This is a genomic window from Algoriphagus sp., assembly GCF_039969895.1.
Taxonomy (GTDB): domain Bacteria; phylum Bacteroidota; class Bacteroidia; order Cytophagales; family Cyclobacteriaceae; genus Algoriphagus.
In genome coordinates, this window is record NZ_JBDVMZ010000021.1 from 1 (window position 1) to 14,471 (window position 14,471).

Annotated in this window: 13 protein-coding genes; 12 read left to right on the forward strand and 1 reads right to left on the reverse strand. The window is 41.9% G+C overall.

The features are described 5' to 3' along the window. The 6 genes from ABJH64_RS14790 to ABJH64_RS14815 all read left to right on the forward strand — a co-directional run. Window positions 1–2,781: gliding motility-associated C-terminal domain-containing protein (locus tag ABJH64_RS14790; protein ID WP_348358214.1), on the forward strand; the 2,781-nt coding region annotated here is incomplete at its 5' end. A 108-nt stretch (window positions 2,782–2,889) separates the two neighbouring features. Then, window positions 2,890–4,152 (forward strand): replication-associated recombination protein A, encoded by a 1,263-nt coding sequence (locus tag ABJH64_RS14795; protein WP_348276566.1) that lies wholly within the window; start codon window positions 2,890–2,892, stop codon window positions 4,150–4,152. A gap of 126 nt (window positions 4,153–4,278) precedes the next feature. Beyond that, window positions 4,279–4,728 carry a MarR family transcriptional regulator gene (locus ABJH64_RS14800; RefSeq protein WP_348276565.1) on the forward strand — a complete coding sequence of 150 codons (450 nt, stop codon included), beginning with the start codon at window positions 4,279–4,281 and terminating at the stop codon, window positions 4,726–4,728. A 51-nt stretch (window positions 4,729–4,779) separates the two neighbouring features. Next, window positions 4,780–5,784: an NAD(P)/FAD-dependent oxidoreductase gene (locus ABJH64_RS14805; RefSeq protein ID WP_348276564.1), complete on the forward strand. Its 1,005-nt coding sequence runs from the start codon at window positions 4,780–4,782 to the stop codon at window positions 5,782–5,784. Window positions 5,785–5,799: 15 nt separating this feature from the next. Beyond that, the gene (locus ABJH64_RS14810) at window positions 5,800–6,123 is read left to right on the forward strand and encodes a 2Fe-2S iron-sulfur cluster-binding protein (protein WP_348276563.1); all 324 of its coding nucleotides are present in this window, start codon (window positions 5,800–5,802) and stop codon (window positions 6,121–6,123) included. A 255-nt stretch (window positions 6,124–6,378) separates the two neighbouring features. Further along, a complete protein-coding gene (locus ABJH64_RS14815) occupies window positions 6,379–7,128 on the forward strand; it encodes a hypothetical protein (RefSeq protein ID WP_348276562.1) in 750 nt (249 codons plus the stop codon). 77 nt (window positions 7,129–7,205) lie between these two features. Here the strand turns inward: ABJH64_RS14815 and ABJH64_RS14820 are convergent, their stop codons facing one another. Further along, entirely contained in the window at window positions 7,206–8,339 is a 1,134-nt protein-coding gene (locus ABJH64_RS14820; protein ID WP_348276561.1) for an AAA family ATPase, read from the reverse strand. Window positions 8,340–8,518: 179 nt separating this feature from the next. Here ABJH64_RS14820 and ABJH64_RS14825 point away from each other — a divergent pair, with 179 nt between their 5' ends. The 6 genes from ABJH64_RS14825 (at window position 8,519) to ABJH64_RS14850 (ending at window position 14,294) form a co-directional block, all read left to right on the forward strand. Continuing rightward, window positions 8,519–8,974, forward strand: a complete 456-nt coding sequence (locus tag ABJH64_RS14825) for a DUF4440 domain-containing protein (RefSeq protein WP_348276560.1) — start codon at window positions 8,519–8,521, stop codon at window positions 8,972–8,974. An 11-nt stretch (window positions 8,975–8,985) separates the two neighbouring features. After that, window positions 8,986–10,677 (forward strand): amidohydrolase family protein, encoded by a 1,692-nt coding sequence (locus ABJH64_RS14830; RefSeq protein ID WP_348299362.1) that lies wholly within the window; start codon window positions 8,986–8,988, stop codon window positions 10,675–10,677. A 178-nt stretch (window positions 10,678–10,855) separates the two neighbouring features. After that, the gene (locus ABJH64_RS14835; protein ID WP_348334430.1) at window positions 10,856–12,388 is read left to right on the forward strand and encodes a M20/M25/M40 family metallo-hydrolase; all 1,533 of its coding nucleotides are present in this window, start codon (window positions 10,856–10,858) and stop codon (window positions 12,386–12,388) included. Window positions 12,389–12,424: 36 nt separating this feature from the next. Then, window positions 12,425–12,883, forward strand: a complete 459-nt coding sequence (locus ABJH64_RS14840) for a DUF1905 domain-containing protein (protein ID WP_348299360.1) — start codon at window positions 12,425–12,427, stop codon at window positions 12,881–12,883. Window positions 12,884–13,112: 229 nt separating this feature from the next. Continuing rightward, the gene (locus tag ABJH64_RS14845) at window positions 13,113–13,463 is read left to right on the forward strand and encodes a hypothetical protein (protein ID WP_348299359.1); all 351 of its coding nucleotides are present in this window, start codon (window positions 13,113–13,115) and stop codon (window positions 13,461–13,463) included. 87 nt (window positions 13,464–13,550) lie between these two features. Next, complete coding sequence (locus ABJH64_RS14850) at window positions 13,551–14,294, forward strand: diphthine--ammonia ligase (protein WP_348299358.1); 744 nt, start codon at window positions 13,551–13,553, stop codon at window positions 14,292–14,294. Window positions 14,295–14,471: the final 177 nt, after the last annotated feature.

Genomic DNA, 14,471 nt, shown 5'->3' on the forward strand with positions numbered 1-14,471 from the left:
ACCTACGCAGAGGCTGGCGATGTGATTCCTTACACGATTGTCGTGACCAATACTGGAAACGTAACCTTAACAAATGTAACGGTGACCGATCCATTGACAGGCTTCACACAAAACGTAGGCACACTAGCACCAGGCGAATCCGCTACAGTGACGACTAGCTACGAAGTGACTCAGGAAGATGTGGACAAGGGAGAGGTGATCAATACCGCTACCGCAACGGGTACAGATCCTGACGGAGGAGAAACTGGCGGTACAGCTACCGCAGTAGTTCCTGGTACAGATAATCCAAGCCTAAGCGTGGACAAAGTAGCAACCGTTACGACCTACGCAGAGGCTGGTGATGTGATTCCTTACACGATTGTCGTGACCAATACAGGAAACGTAACCTTGACGAATGTAACGGTAACCGATCCATTGACGGGTTTCACACAAAACGTAGGCACACTAGCACCAGGCGAATCCGCTACAGTGACAACTAGCTACGAAGTGACTCAGGAAGATGTGGACAACGGAGAGGTAATCAATACCGCTACGGCAACGGGTACAGATCCTGATGGAGGAGAAACTGGTGGTACAGCTACCGCAGTAGTTCCTGGTACAGATAATCCAAGCCTAAGCGTGGACAAAGTAGCAACCGTTACGACCTACGCAGAGGCTGGCGATGTGATTCCTTACACGATTGTCGTGACCAATACAGGAAATGAAACTTTGACAAACGTGGTGGTGACAGATCCTCTGACAGGAATGGTAGAAACAATTCCAACTTTGGAGCCTGGTCAAAGCATGACGTATTCAACATCTTATACAGTTACGCAGGCAGATGTAGCTAATGGAAGCATTACCAATATCGCGTCTGCTACGGGTACGGATCCTGACGGGGAAGATGTGGAAGATGAGGACGATGCTATCGTGGAAGTGATACCAAACCCGGATGTTCAGCTTATCAAGGTTGCGGATAAGGATGCTGTAATTGAAGTAGGTGAAGTGATTACCTACACCTTAACAGTGACAAATACCGGAAATGAAACTTTGGAGGATGTGGTGGTAACAGATCCGCTTACCGGATTTGAAACTACTATAACCGAGTTGGCACCTGGTGAATCTCAGAATTTTGAGACGAGCTATACGGTAACTGCAGCTGATTTTGTGGCAGCCGAACCTATAGTCAATGTAGCATTTGTGACGGCTCCTAATCCAGATGGAGGTGAAGCGCTCACAGATCAGGACGATGCTGTTACAGAGTTGACATGTGATGGTCAGACCTTGGTGACTGGTTTACTATTTAATATTATTGGTAGAGAGCCTCTGCCAAATGTACCAGTGGTACTCATACCAAACGCTTCTACGTCTGCTGATACGTTAATATCTATAACCAATGCTTTGGGAAGATATTTCTTCAGAAATATTCCAGTTGGTGATTACACGATCAAAGTACTGGATGAAAATCTAGAAATTACGCGAGGTCTTAGAGCCATAGATGCTGATACGGCTGAGATCAAAGTGGAAGCTTGTATTTATGATCCGGTAGATTTCAAATATGCGAAAACCGGGGAGGGACCTACCAACAATCCATTCCTGAGAGGGTATGTTTGGTATGATCTGAATGGAGATGGTATTCAGAATGAATGGTATGATGCTGATGGAGATGGTCAAGTGACTCAAAACATCATTGTGCAAGGTCAAGCAATCAATATCTTCAATTGGGAATGGTTTGACTTGAATGGTGATGGATCCTATGAAGGTCCTCAGAATGAAGGCGAATTGAATAAAGCCGGATTTGGAAATCCTGCAGGTCAGAATATGTCCATCAAAGGGCCAAATGGCTATGAAGCAATGGCTACTGTAGGTCAGTTTGGATTCTGGAAACATGAGCTGACGCAAGCTGATCCTTATGGTGATTACGAGGTGACTTTGGTGACTGATCCGGTGTTTGATGCGCAAGGATTGAAGCTAGGTGCTTCAGGTTTGGTGAAGGTACTACCTGACCCTTCTGGAAGATTGACAGAAATCACTGCCGGTACCCGATTGGTTTGTGAAGTGACTACACCGATCGTTCAGACGGGCTCAGTGACCCGAGAGAACCCTACGAACTTTGACTTCGATTATGGTTTGAGATGCTTCTTAGTAGATAATGAAGTCAATCTGATGGTGGAGAAAACTTCATTCGAAGTAGAAATCTACGAAGGTGATGAGTTTGAATACGAAGTAATCATTCGAAACATCGGTGGTGTAGATGCTACAGAAGTGGTATTGACTGATGACCTACCGGCAAACGTAACCTACTTGAGCAATGAGGTGACTTCAAATGCCAGCAATGCAGAACTTAGTACGAGCGTAACTGGAAACAGAATCACGTGGACTATGCCGCTATTCGTAGCTGATGCGCAGATTACATTGGTAATCCGAGTGAAAGCTGGAGATGTAGGCTTGATTACCAACGTGGCTGAAATCAGCTCAAGCGAAGTTGATACCGATGAATTGGATAATCAAGACGATGACGTCAACACGATCCTGCCATTCCATATTCCTAACGTAATCACGCCTACTACCAAGGACGGCGATAATGATACCTTTGAGATAGTAGGTTTGGGTAAGTTTGTGAGCAACGATATCGTGATATTCAACCGATATGGGGATCATGTCTTTGAAACTGAAGACTACCAGAATGACTGGGATGCTCCAGGTCAAGTCTCAGGCACATACTTCTATGTGTTGAATACGGTGGACAAAGACGGTAAAAAGCATGAATTCAAAGGTTGGATTCAGGTCATCAAGGAGTAATCCGAGCTTGCGATGAGTTAGTCAATCTTTGTCATAAAATTAGAAAGGCCTTCAGGGGCCTTTCTTTTTTGTCTAGTATCTTGCGACCGAAGTCTTTTCCCCATACAAATGAACAACACGCCTTTAGCAGAACGAATGCGTCCTACCCGATTGGAAGATCTGATCGGGCAGGAGCATTTATCTTCGCCCAAGTCATTTTTATACAAAGCCATCAAATCCGGCAATGTGCCCTCCCTGATACTTTGGGGACCTCCAGGGGTAGGGAAGACGACAATTGCCAATATAATAGCGAATGAAATCAAAGCGCCTTTTTATACCCTTTCGGCGATAAGCTCGGGGGTGAAAGATATTCGGGAGGTGATCGAAAAAGCTAAATTCCAGATGGGTGTCGTGCTATTTATCGATGAAATACACCGCTTCAATAAATCCCAGCAGGACGCTCTTTTGGGAGCTGTAGAAAAAGGGGTGATCCGATTAATCGGCGCGACTACTGAGAATCCTTCCTTCGAAGTGAACGCAGCTTTGCTCTCCCGGTGCCAGGTTTTTACGCTGAATTCTCTAGGTAAAGCAGAACTGGAAGCCATGATTCACCAAGCGTTGGAGCAAGATGTGGAGCTGAAAAAAATAAAAGTAGAGCTTCAGGAGACAGATGCACTATTGAGAATATCTGGAGGAGATGGGAGGAAGTTGTTAAACCTCCTGGAAATCGTTATCGATGGTATCAACGAAGATCCTTGTGTGATTACTGACGAAAAGGTGATGCAAATTGCGCAGCAGAAAGTAGCCCTTTACGACAAGTCCGGCGAGCAGCATTACGATATTATTTCTGCATTTATCAAATCCATCCGAGGTTCGGACCCCAATGCGGCTGTATATTGGCTGGCACGAATGATCGAAGGAGGAGAAGATGTGAAGTTTATCGCCAGGAGATTGGTGATTTTGGCTTCTGAGGATATAGGGAATGCCAATCCGAATGCCTTGCTGTTGGCTACTAATTGCTTTGAAGCGGTAAAGATTATTGGCTATCCAGAATCTAGAATTATTCTTTCCCAATGCGTGACCTATTTGGCCAGTTCGCAGAAAAGCAATGCGGCCTACCTGGCGATCAATCAAGCCCAAGCCTTGGTGAGAGAAAAGGGAGATTTGTCTGTTCCTTTAGCTTTGCGCAACGCGCCAACCAAACTGATGAAAGACCTCAACTATGGTAAAGCGTACAAATATTCACACGATTTCCCGGGAAATTTTGTAGCACAGGAATTTTTGCCAGAGGAGATAAAAGGTCTGAAACTCTACGATCCAGGAGACAATGCGCGGGAAAATGAATTGAGAAAATACCTTAGCTCAAAATGGCAAGGAAAGTATGGGTATTGAGATATTTCTCAATATGAGATTTGAAATTTCAAATTTGAAATTCATTAACCTACAAACCCTATAAAATTACTATAGAATTGTATTCTCAATTCAGTTTTTCATATATTTGTCACACTAACTATTGGTATGACACAAGAGCAATATTCTAAGTATTCATTTCTACTGGACCGTACGGCCCGGAAAGTGAAGCAATATGCTCAACAGCAGTTCAAATCAGGAGATTTTGATGTGACTGTGGATCAGTGGTTGGTATTGAAAAATCTTTCAGAAAATGAAGCATTAAGCCAGACTGAGTTGGCGAATTTGGTGTTTAAAGACCACCCTACGCTTACGCGTATCATCGATTTGCTTTGCAAAAAGGGATATGTGGAGCGCGTGCCTCATCCACAGGACAGACGTAGTTTTCAGTTGCACCTTACGGAGACGGGCGTATCCAAAGTAGTTTCACTTCGACCAGAGATTCACCATATCCGAGAAAAAGCTTGGGAGAATTTGAGCCCAAACGATTTCGATGAGTTTAAGAGAATTCTCGATACAATTTATCAAAATCTAAATGGCGAATCGCCAGAGCAATAACACCTAAAAAAAGAATTTATAATCAGGGCAAACCCCAAATTTTAATTCATTATGATCCACACAGACCTTTGTATTATCGGAGCCGGCCCAGTTGGCCTATTTGCAGTATTCGAAGCTGGTTTGCTGAAAATGCGCTGTCACCTCATCGATGCTCTGCCTCAGGTGGGTGGTCAGCTTTCGGAGATCTATCCGCAAAAACCTATCTACGATATCCCAGGCTATCCAGAAGTGAATGCTCAGGATCTGGTAGATAACTTGATGGAGCAGGCAAAGCCTTTTTCTCCGACCTTCACCCTTGGTGAGCGAGTGGATCATTTGGCTAAGCAAGAGGATGGATCATTCATCGTGACTACCAGCGACAAAACGAAAGTGCACGCTCAGGTGATCGTAATTGCTGGCGGATTGGGTTGTTTTGAACCAAGAAAGCCTGCTGTTGAGAATTTGGAGCTGTTCGAAGGTAAAGGAATTACCTATATGGTGAAAAATCCAGAAACCTTCCGTGACAAAAATGTGATCCTAGCTGGCGGTGGAGATTCTGCTCTGGACTGGACTATTTTCCTCTCTAAAGTCGCCAAGAAAGTGACTTTGGTACACAGAAATGAAACCTTCCGTGGCGCTCCTGATTCAGCTTCCAAAGTTTTTGATTTGGCTAACAAAGGAAAAATAGACCTGATTCTTTCTGCCAATTTGAAAGAGGTCTCAGGAAATGGCGTTTTGGATACCGTTACTTTTATAGACAAGAACAAAGAGGAGATTAAGATTGAAGCGGATTATTTGATCCCGCTGTTTGGGTTGAGTCCTAAGCTAGGGCCAATAGCAGACTGGGGATTGAGCATCGACAAGAATGCCATCGAAGTGGATACCCGCGATTATTCTACGGGAGTAGAGCGAATCTATGCGATCGGAGATATCAATACCTATCCAGGAAAGTTGAAATTGATCCTTTGTGGTTTCCATGAAGCAGCGATAATGATGCATTCTGCTTTCAAATATGTGTATCCAGATCAAAAATTGAGTTTCAAATACACGACCGTTAATGGTGTGAATGCCTTTTAATACTATTTTTGCGCCATGGTAAATTTTACAGTAGAAGATCAGGAAGGTAATCGCCAAGAGCATGAAGCTCCTGAGGATATGGGGTTAAGTTTGATGGAAATCCTCAAAGCATACGAATACCCCGTGTTGGCCACCTGTGGTGGGATGGCGCTTTGCGCTACTTGCCACGTGGAAATTTTGGAAGGAAATGATGGACTTGGAGAGGCTACTGATGTGGAATTAGACCAGTTGGAAAATTTGCCTGAATACTTTCCGACTTCACGCTTAGCTTGCCAAATCCGAATCGGAGAGATCTTGGAAGGTGCCGTGGTGAAGTTGAGAGGAGAGGACGTAGTCTAAATAAAGTAAAGTAGCAAGACGTTAGTATTAAGATTTAGAACCGAGAGTCAAGAACCAAGATACTTGAGCCAAGAAATATGATTTTGGAACCACCTGGAAACGGGTGGTTTTTTTGTTTTTATTTAAAAAGGGCACTAAGAAAGCGTAAAGCGTGCGGTCGTCCTGGTTCTCTAGAAGCAGGACTAGTAAGTAAGTTTATCTTAATAATGCTTAAAGCCAAGACGAACTTGGTAACTTTTGGTATTTTAGTAGAATATGAAAATTTTACTCACATTACTTATTCTGATTTTAGGCAATCAAGCTTTGGCATGTACCTGTTCATTTTCTAACCCTTCTGACAGATTTGTTTCAGCTGATTTCGTAGGTAGGATCAGGATTGTAAAAATCCATCCCAATGAAGCAAATGATAAATCCTATAAAGCTGATGTGGAAATAATCGAGCATTTCAAAGGGAACAAAATCAAATCAATATACATCGCTGGAAGAAGTGACGGAGAATTGGGTTCATCTTGTGATGTTTATTTTCCTGTAGGATCAGACTTATTGGTTTTTGCTAAATCTGATTCAAATGGCAGGATATCTTTTGGGATGTGCTCCTTTCCAATTGAGTTTGAAAATAATCTTGACCAAAATCTGCGCGATTTAGAGACAGTACGAGTTTTGAGTAAATATGACAGTGTATTTACTGCAGATTATGACACTGTAATATCTCCTAATTTCTTTGAGTTTTTGGAAAGCAAAAGAGGGATTCAATTAAAAGAACAATACGCACTTTTTGAAGTTGTGCTGGATGATCGGGTTAGTCCTTCGGAAGTGAATTTGATAAAAGGATTTGCAGATGAGATAGATTCAGAGATAATAGATGAGCTTCTAAAATCAACGTGGAAGATAAGATTTCATAGGAAAGAGAGCTTCATTGAGGGGCCATTGAAAGTTATTGTCTCTGTTTATTTCTATCCAGCAGAAGGGGAAGATAAAAGCTTAGTAAGTACTTTTGCTTTGTAAGGAAGTCGTAAAATGAAAACCTTTTTTATGGTTGATAAAAAAAGTGCTAATGCTTTTAAAAATATTTGGCCTATTGCTCAAACCACCCAATCAAAATAACTCTCCTTTGACACTTCATTCCAAACTGCATCAGGATAGGCTTTTGCAAAGGCAACGGGGATCTTGGAATTTGCCTTGCTCCACTTGAATTCCAATCCCTGCATTTTTTGCTGACTGTCGATTTCTAATAGATCTATCTCCTGCCCATCATAAGTTCTCCAAAAAAAATAGTTAGGATGGTAATCATTTGCAGCATTAAGCTTCATTCGCTCACTGATCATCCATTGTTCCCAAAGCGCTCCGATATCATTTCTGTATGTCAGAGGACTGAAATTATTGATCAAGGCATTCCGAATTCCATTGTCATAGAAATACCACTTCTTTGATTTGGATACCTCCTTCCGAAGATTTTGACTAAAGCCACCAAGTGGATAAATGATAAAGACTTTGGAAAGCAAATCTAAATAGCGATCTACCGTCTCTTTATTGATCTGAAGACTGTTTCCTAGCTCGACTGTACTGACTTGGCGTCCAACTTGGAAGGCAAGTAATATCAATAGGCGAAGCAAAACATCAGCGCCTTTGATTGCTGTTAGTGCCAGAATGTCCTTGAGCAAATAGGAATTGACCAGAGATTTCAAGTAATCTTCCTTTTCAGCTAGAGTATGAAGATGAATCAGTTCAGGATAGCCTCCATAGATCAAGCGATTCGGCAATTCATTCAAACTTTCCAATCTATTTTCTAAAGCAGAAAATTCCACTTGAGCCAGTGGGAAAAGCTGAAACTCCAATTGTCTTCCAACCAAAGGTTCTCCCGCATCGTTGATCAAATCAAAGCTACTGCTTCCAGTAGCGATGATGGTAATCCCTTTGATGGAGTCAATCATCAATTTTAAGATTTTGCCGATGTTTGGAATTGCCTGAGCTTCATCGATGATGACTAATTTTTTTTCACCAATTAATGCCTTATAGTTCGCTACAGTTCGGTTTTGAAGATATTCAGACACTTGAATGTCCTCGCCAAGAAGCATTAAGGTATTTGCTTCGTGCAGTTTAGAGATGTTTTCGATAATCGTAGTCTTCCCAGTTCTTCTACTTCCATAAAGTAGCAAGACCTTTTGCTTTCCGATTTTCGTAGCGATTTTTTGTTCAATATATCGTTGAATTTTCATGGCTAAAATATTAATTAGGCTGGTTGACCAGCGCAATTTACATTAATTAGGCTGGTTGACCGGCGCAATTTACATTAATTAGACGGTTTGGTCTTGAATTCTAGATTTTTACAAACAAAAGCGATTAGTCCTTTTGGTAGGGAATCGTTATTTTGAAGCACAGTAAACCTCATTGGATCATGAAACTTTTCTTTTTCCCACTCCTCATTCTTCTTAGTGTTGTGCAGGTAGGGATTGCTCAGACTACCGACAAACAAAAAGTGGATTCCAACGAGATTTTATATCTGATCAATCAATATTCAGCGGCAAGAGAAAATAGAGATACAGTTCTTCTGAAGAAAATTCTTACCGCAGATGTAGATCAATTAGTATCTTCTGGAGAATGGAGAAATGGGATTGACGCGGCTGTTAAAGGCATGCTCGCTAGTTCTTCCACTAATCCCGGTGATCGGAAATTAACCGTTGAGAAAATCAAATTTCTTTCAGAAAACTCTGCTCTGGTCGATGCTCGATATATCATCACTAACTCAGACCAAACACAGCGAAAAATGTGGAGTAGCTTTATCGTAGTCAAAAATAAAAATGGCTGGCAAATTTCCGCTATCCGAAATATGCTTCCCACAGGTGATTCATAACTAACTTTTCTATGCGAAATATCTTCCTTCTCTTATTATCAGCGTTGTTGCTTTTCCAATGTAAACCAGCTGATACACCCCCCACGCTGATCCTTCACAATGCTAAAATTTGGACTGGCGAAAATGAAAGTTCTTTTGTCCAAGCGTTAGCTATCCTTGATAGTTTGATCATAGCCTCGGGAGATTCCGAAGCGATTCTGGCAATGGCCGGGGAGGAAACTGAGCTCATGGATATGGGAGGTAAATTGATCACTGCTGGATTTAATGACGCGCATATTCACTTTTTGAGTGGTTCTATGGGTTTGACGCAGGTGGAATTATCAAGTGCTGAAACTTTTGAAGCGGCGATCGAAAGTACGCTGCAATTCATCGCTGAAAATCCTGATAAAGAGTGGATCACGGGTAGAGGTTGGCAATATACTTTTTTCGAATCTGGATTGCCGGATCATGAATCCATGAAAGCTTTGAATATCAATCGCCCAGTTTTCATCAGGGCCTATGATGGGCACTCTGCTTATGCCAACCCGAAGGCGTTGGAGTTAGCTGGTTTGGATGCAAGCAGTGAATTCAGTGGTTTTGGCGAGTTGGTCAAGGATGAAGCTGGTCAATTGACTGGAGCTTTGAAGGAAAATGCCATGGGATTGGTAGGAAGATTGGTGCCTGAGGATACATTTGAAGATCAATTGAATGGGCTTCGCAAAGGAATGGAATATGCTGCTTCATTGGGGATTACCTCTGTTCAAAATGCCTCAGGTTCAGAAAATGATCTTCGTCTTTTTCAGCAACTCTACGAAAATGATGAACTCACTGTCCGGTATGCGGCTGCTTTTTCGGTGTCGGAGAGCAGTACCCAAGATCAGTTGGATAGGTTTGCTTTTCTAAAAGATAGCGTAGGAAAAAACAACCCTTGGATCAAAGCTGATGCAATCAAATTCATGATCGATGGAGTGATTGAAGGGCATACTGGTGCGATGTTGCAATCCTATTCGGATCTTCCAAAAGAGGACCCTTTGGCCTTTGGTCAGCTGAATTTCTCCATAGATCGATACCAAGAGCTGGTGAAGCGCTTGGATTCCAAAGGTTTCAGATTGTACACGCATGCCATTGGTGATCGAGGGGTTCGGGAGGTTTTGGATGCGTATGAAAAAGCGCTTTCGGAAAATAATTCCCAAGCGAAACGCCACCGGGTGGAGCATATCGAGACAATTCATCCTGATGATATTTCGCGTTTTGCCACACTTGGTGTCCTACCTAGCATGGAGCCTATTCACGCTGAACCCGGGACCACGACCGTTTGGTCTAAAGCAGTAGGAGAGGAGCGATTGCCTTATTCCTTTGCTTGGAGGTCTTTATTGGACGCAGAGGCAAAGTTGGTTTTCAGCAGCGATTGGCCGGCTTGTATTAGTTTGAACCCTATTCGGGGTATTCATGATGCTGTGAATAGAAGAAATCCATCTGGCTATCCTGAAGGGGGTTGGATTCCTGAAGAGCGAATTAGCATTTTTGAAGCGATGAAAGCCTATACTTCTATGGGGGCTTATTCCTCTTTCGAGGAGAACTATAAAGGACTGTTAAAACCAGGATTCCTTGCCGATCTGGTAGTTTTTTCCCAGGACTTATTTGCTGTAGATGCTATGGATATTCATAAAACTGAAGTGGAATTGACTATGGTGGATGGAGAAATTGTATTTTCAAAAAAGTGAGCTCCTGATCTATGAGTTGCTGCTAGTTGTGGTTGGAAGGCAATGCTAGTTCATCTCTTTTTTTGACTATTACACGAATAGTACTTTTGATCATGATTTTTTGCTTTACATTACCTACGATGATTGCCTTGAAGAACAGGCGAAATCAGTTTACCACCAATACTTAACCCCACTAATTATGAAGAGAAAATTACTGCTCTTGCCAGCGATGCTTTTGGCAGGGATGTCTTTTGCACAAGATGTAGAACTTGATGCAATCGAGAAAATTAAAAAAGAAGGTTTGGAGAATTCCAAAGTGGAAGAAATTGCTTTTAACCTGATCGATAAATCAGGCGCTAGACTAATGAATTCTGAAGGCTATGAACGAGCGATGGATTATGCCGTAGAGCAGCTTACAGAATGGGGCTTGAAAGATGCCAAAAAGGAAGCTTTTGGAGAATTTGGTCGTGGTTGGGAAATGGAAAAAACGTATGTAGCGATGACCAAACCTTATTACATGCCTTTTATAGCTGTTCCTCAGGCGTGGACAGAAAGTACAAAAGGTGAGGTAACTGGCAAAGTTGTTTTCTTAGATGTCAAATCTGAGGATGAATTAGCTCAGTATAAGGGCAAACTCAAAGGTGCTATAGTAGCGATCAAGCCTTCCGGGTCACAAAATGCCACCTTCACTGCTGATGCCACGAGATTTACTGCCGAGCAACTGCATGGAATGGAGCATCCAGCGCCTAGAAGCGGAGGCAACGGAGGTTATACTCCTGAGATGATTGCTGAGTTTAGAGCAGCGAGAGCTTTGTCTCAAAAAGTAACGGAATTCATCGTCAATGAAGGTCCTGCCTTGATTATCAAAGGGGTTAACGGAAGACACGGTACGCTTTTCACGAGTAGCCCTCGAGGGTTCATGAAAGATGCGCCAAAAGGTATTCCTACTCTGGAAACTTCCCCTGAATACGTCAATCTCATGGCTCGTCTGAATAGTAATGGAGTGGAGGTAGAAGTAGAGGCGGAAGTACAGACTCGCTACAGAACGGATGATCTCCAGGGTTACAATGTGATTGCAGAGATTCCAGGTTCGGATCCGACTTTAAAGGCTGAAATTGTTATGCTGGGAGGTCATTTGGATTCTTGGCATGGAGCTACTGGAGCTACTGATAATGCAGCAGGCTGTATAGTGATGATGGAGGCAGTAAGGATCTTGCAAGCTACTGGACTTCAGCCAAAAAGAACGGTTCGAATAGCTCTTTGGGGCGGAGAAGAAGAAGGTTTGTACGGCTCTAGAGGCTATGTGAAAAAGCACTTTGGAGATCCTCAAACAAAAGAAATGAAGCCGGACCATGAGAAAATGTCTGCTTATTACAATATCGACAACGGAACTGGTAGAGTTCGCGGAATATACCTTCAGGGCAATGCAGCGGTGGAGCCAATTTTCAATGCTTGGTTTTTACCACTTGATGACATCGTGGAAGATCGTACCATTACTATTAGTAACACAGGAGGTACAGACCATCAGAGCTTTGATGCGCTTGGCTTACCAGGTTTTCAATTTATCCAAGACCCAGTCGAATACAATACCCGCACTCACCACACCAATATGGATATGTATGAAAGACTTGAGCTGGATGATTTGAAGCAAATGTCTGTGGTGATCGCGTCATTTGTCTATAATACTGCGCAGAGAGATGAGATGCTACCGAGAAAACTGGCAAATAAATAGTTACCTGCACTATAAAAATGCCGTAGTAACAAAAGGATGAAGAAAATTGTGGACAATCAAAAACTTGAATTGATCTATAAAAAAGGCAATGGAGCTTGGACATACCATCTTGTCATTCCAAATACAGCCGATATAGATGGGACTTGGGGTTCGCTTAAAGTGTCTGGATTGATAGATGATTATGAGTTGAAAGAAATGAACTTGGCACCAAGAAAAGAAGAGGACAAAATAATTTCAATAAACAAAGAAATCAGAAAGGCAATCGGTAAAACGGGTGGAGACATAGTTACCGTTACCTTGTTTCTTCATACACACGACAGAATAAATAAGAATTCAGAAATTCTTAATTGTTTTGAAGATGCAGACGCACTGGAATCATTTAAATCATTAAATGAAGATGATCAAGAAAAAATTATGGATAACACCACTTCACAAAAAACTGAGGCCAAACAAATTGAGCAACTAAATCACTATATCAGCCAATTATCAAGGTAAATAAATGGGCAAGGGCTATAAAGAAACTTGAAAAAGCTTATAGAATAGTATGATTATTCGCATTTCTACCAATAAGGTGGAATAAGCAATGTAGCAAATGTTAAACTTAAGCATTGAGGCCGCTTAGATCTTGGGTCATCGGTCTTCCAACCAGATAAGCAAGGAATATAAGGTGACTGGTACCATTGCAGATAATCATAATTTAACTAAATTCTTAGACAATTTAACCATGAACATCAAAAAAATCTTAATGCTAGGCGTAGTGCTCATGTTTGCCGGAATGGCAGCATACGCACAGAGTGACATCACAGGGAAGTGGAATACCGTTTATTCAAGTCCAGAAGGTGATTTTCCATTGGTTCTCAACTTCAAAGTTAATGGGGGTGTCGTTACAGGCACTATTGGAAGTGAAATGGGAGAGCTGCCATTAGATCATGGTAAAGTAGAAGGTAAAAAATTCACCTATGATTTCGTTTTCCAAGATATGCTGATCAAACATGCAGGTGAGTTGATCTCTAAAGACGAAATTCTAATTAAGTCTGAGATGGGTGAATTAAAATTGACTCGAGCTAAAGAGTAAAACTTAGCAAACTTTCCTTGCCCTATTTCTGCAATTTTACCTGTGGAAATAGGGCATTTTTATGATTCTCAATGCTTTCTATTAGTAATGAATAATTCTCAAAAATCCTTTTTGAACTGGAGCGGTGGCAAGGATTCGGCCTTGACGTTGTACAAATTGCTACATTCATCAGAATTTGAAGTTGCCTGTCTTTTGACAAGTATCAGTAAGAAATATCAGCGTATTTCCATGCACGGTGTTCGTGTGGATTTATTGGAAATTCAGGCAGAGCATATTGGTTTACCCTTGGTTAAAATGGAAATTCCAGATATGCCATCCATGGAGGTTTACGAAGAAGCGATGCGGAATTCGATGATGAATCTAAAACAGCAGGGCATTTTAACTTCAGTTTTCGGAGATATTTTTTTGGAAGACTTGAGAGCTTATAGAGAAGCCAAACTGGCTGAATTGGATATTCGCAGCGTTTTTCCACTTTGGAATCAACCCACTAAGGAGCTTATTCGTGAGTTTTTAGATCTGGGCTTCAAGACGATTACAACTTGTGTGAACTCTAACTTTTTGGATCAGAGTTTTGTGGGTAGAGTGATTGATGAAGATTTTCTGAAAGATCTTCCGTCCCACGTCGATCCCTGTGGAGAGCATGGGGAGTTCCATACCTTTGTGTACGATGGGCCAATTTTTCATAAACCCGTTGAATTCGAATTGGGTGAGGTGATTATGAGAAACTATGCGGCACCCCAAACTGAGGACGATTCGGATCAATGCTTTTCAGATAAAAAAGAAGAGCCAAAAGAAAATGGCTTTTGGTATTGTGATTTGATTCCAATTTGAGCTGTTTTTCCCGAATCACACATCCGGGTCATATTTCTGAAATTTCCGACAGCTTCGCTTACTATTTTGAAGGAGAAAGAGTGTTGAAAGAATTGATAAAATTGAACTGACTTAGACAAATGTCATTAAATCCGCGGCAAGCGTACGTGATTTTATAGAGGAGTGAGGAATCAAGTT

Excerpts from the sequence above, each read along its gene's own strand:
- ABJH64_RS14795 (WP_348276566.1), top strand. The coding sequence starts at position 2,890 with ATGAACAACACGCCTTTAGCAGAACGAATGCGTCCTACCCGATTGGAA.
- ABJH64_RS14800 (WP_348276565.1), top strand. The coding sequence starts at position 4,279 with ATGACACAAGAGCAATATTCTAAGTATTCATTTCTACTGGACCGTACG.
- ABJH64_RS14805 (WP_348276564.1), top strand. The coding sequence starts at position 4,780 with ATGATCCACACAGACCTTTGTATTATCGGAGCCGGCCCAGTTGGCCTA.
- ABJH64_RS14810 (WP_348276563.1), top strand. The coding sequence starts at position 5,800 with ATGGTAAATTTTACAGTAGAAGATCAGGAAGGTAATCGCCAAGAGCAT.
- ABJH64_RS14815 (WP_348276562.1), top strand. The coding sequence starts at position 6,379 with ATGAAAATTTTACTCACATTACTTATTCTGATTTTAGGCAATCAAGCT.
- ABJH64_RS14820 (WP_348276561.1), bottom strand. The coding sequence starts at position 8,339 with ATGAAAATTCAACGATATATTGAACAAAAAATCGCTACGAAAATCGGA.
- ABJH64_RS14825 (WP_348276560.1), top strand. The coding sequence starts at position 8,519 with ATGAAACTTTTCTTTTTCCCACTCCTCATTCTTCTTAGTGTTGTGCAG.
- ABJH64_RS14830 (WP_348299362.1), top strand. The coding sequence starts at position 8,986 with ATGCGAAATATCTTCCTTCTCTTATTATCAGCGTTGTTGCTTTTCCAA.
- ABJH64_RS14835 (WP_348334430.1), top strand. The coding sequence starts at position 10,856 with ATGAAGAGAAAATTACTGCTCTTGCCAGCGATGCTTTTGGCAGGGATG.
- ABJH64_RS14840 (WP_348299360.1), top strand. The coding sequence starts at position 12,425 with ATGAAGAAAATTGTGGACAATCAAAAACTTGAATTGATCTATAAAAAA.
- ABJH64_RS14845 (WP_348299359.1), top strand. The coding sequence starts at position 13,113 with ATGAACATCAAAAAAATCTTAATGCTAGGCGTAGTGCTCATGTTTGCC.
- ABJH64_RS14850 (WP_348299358.1), top strand. The coding sequence starts at position 13,551 with ATGAATAATTCTCAAAAATCCTTTTTGAACTGGAGCGGTGGCAAGGAT.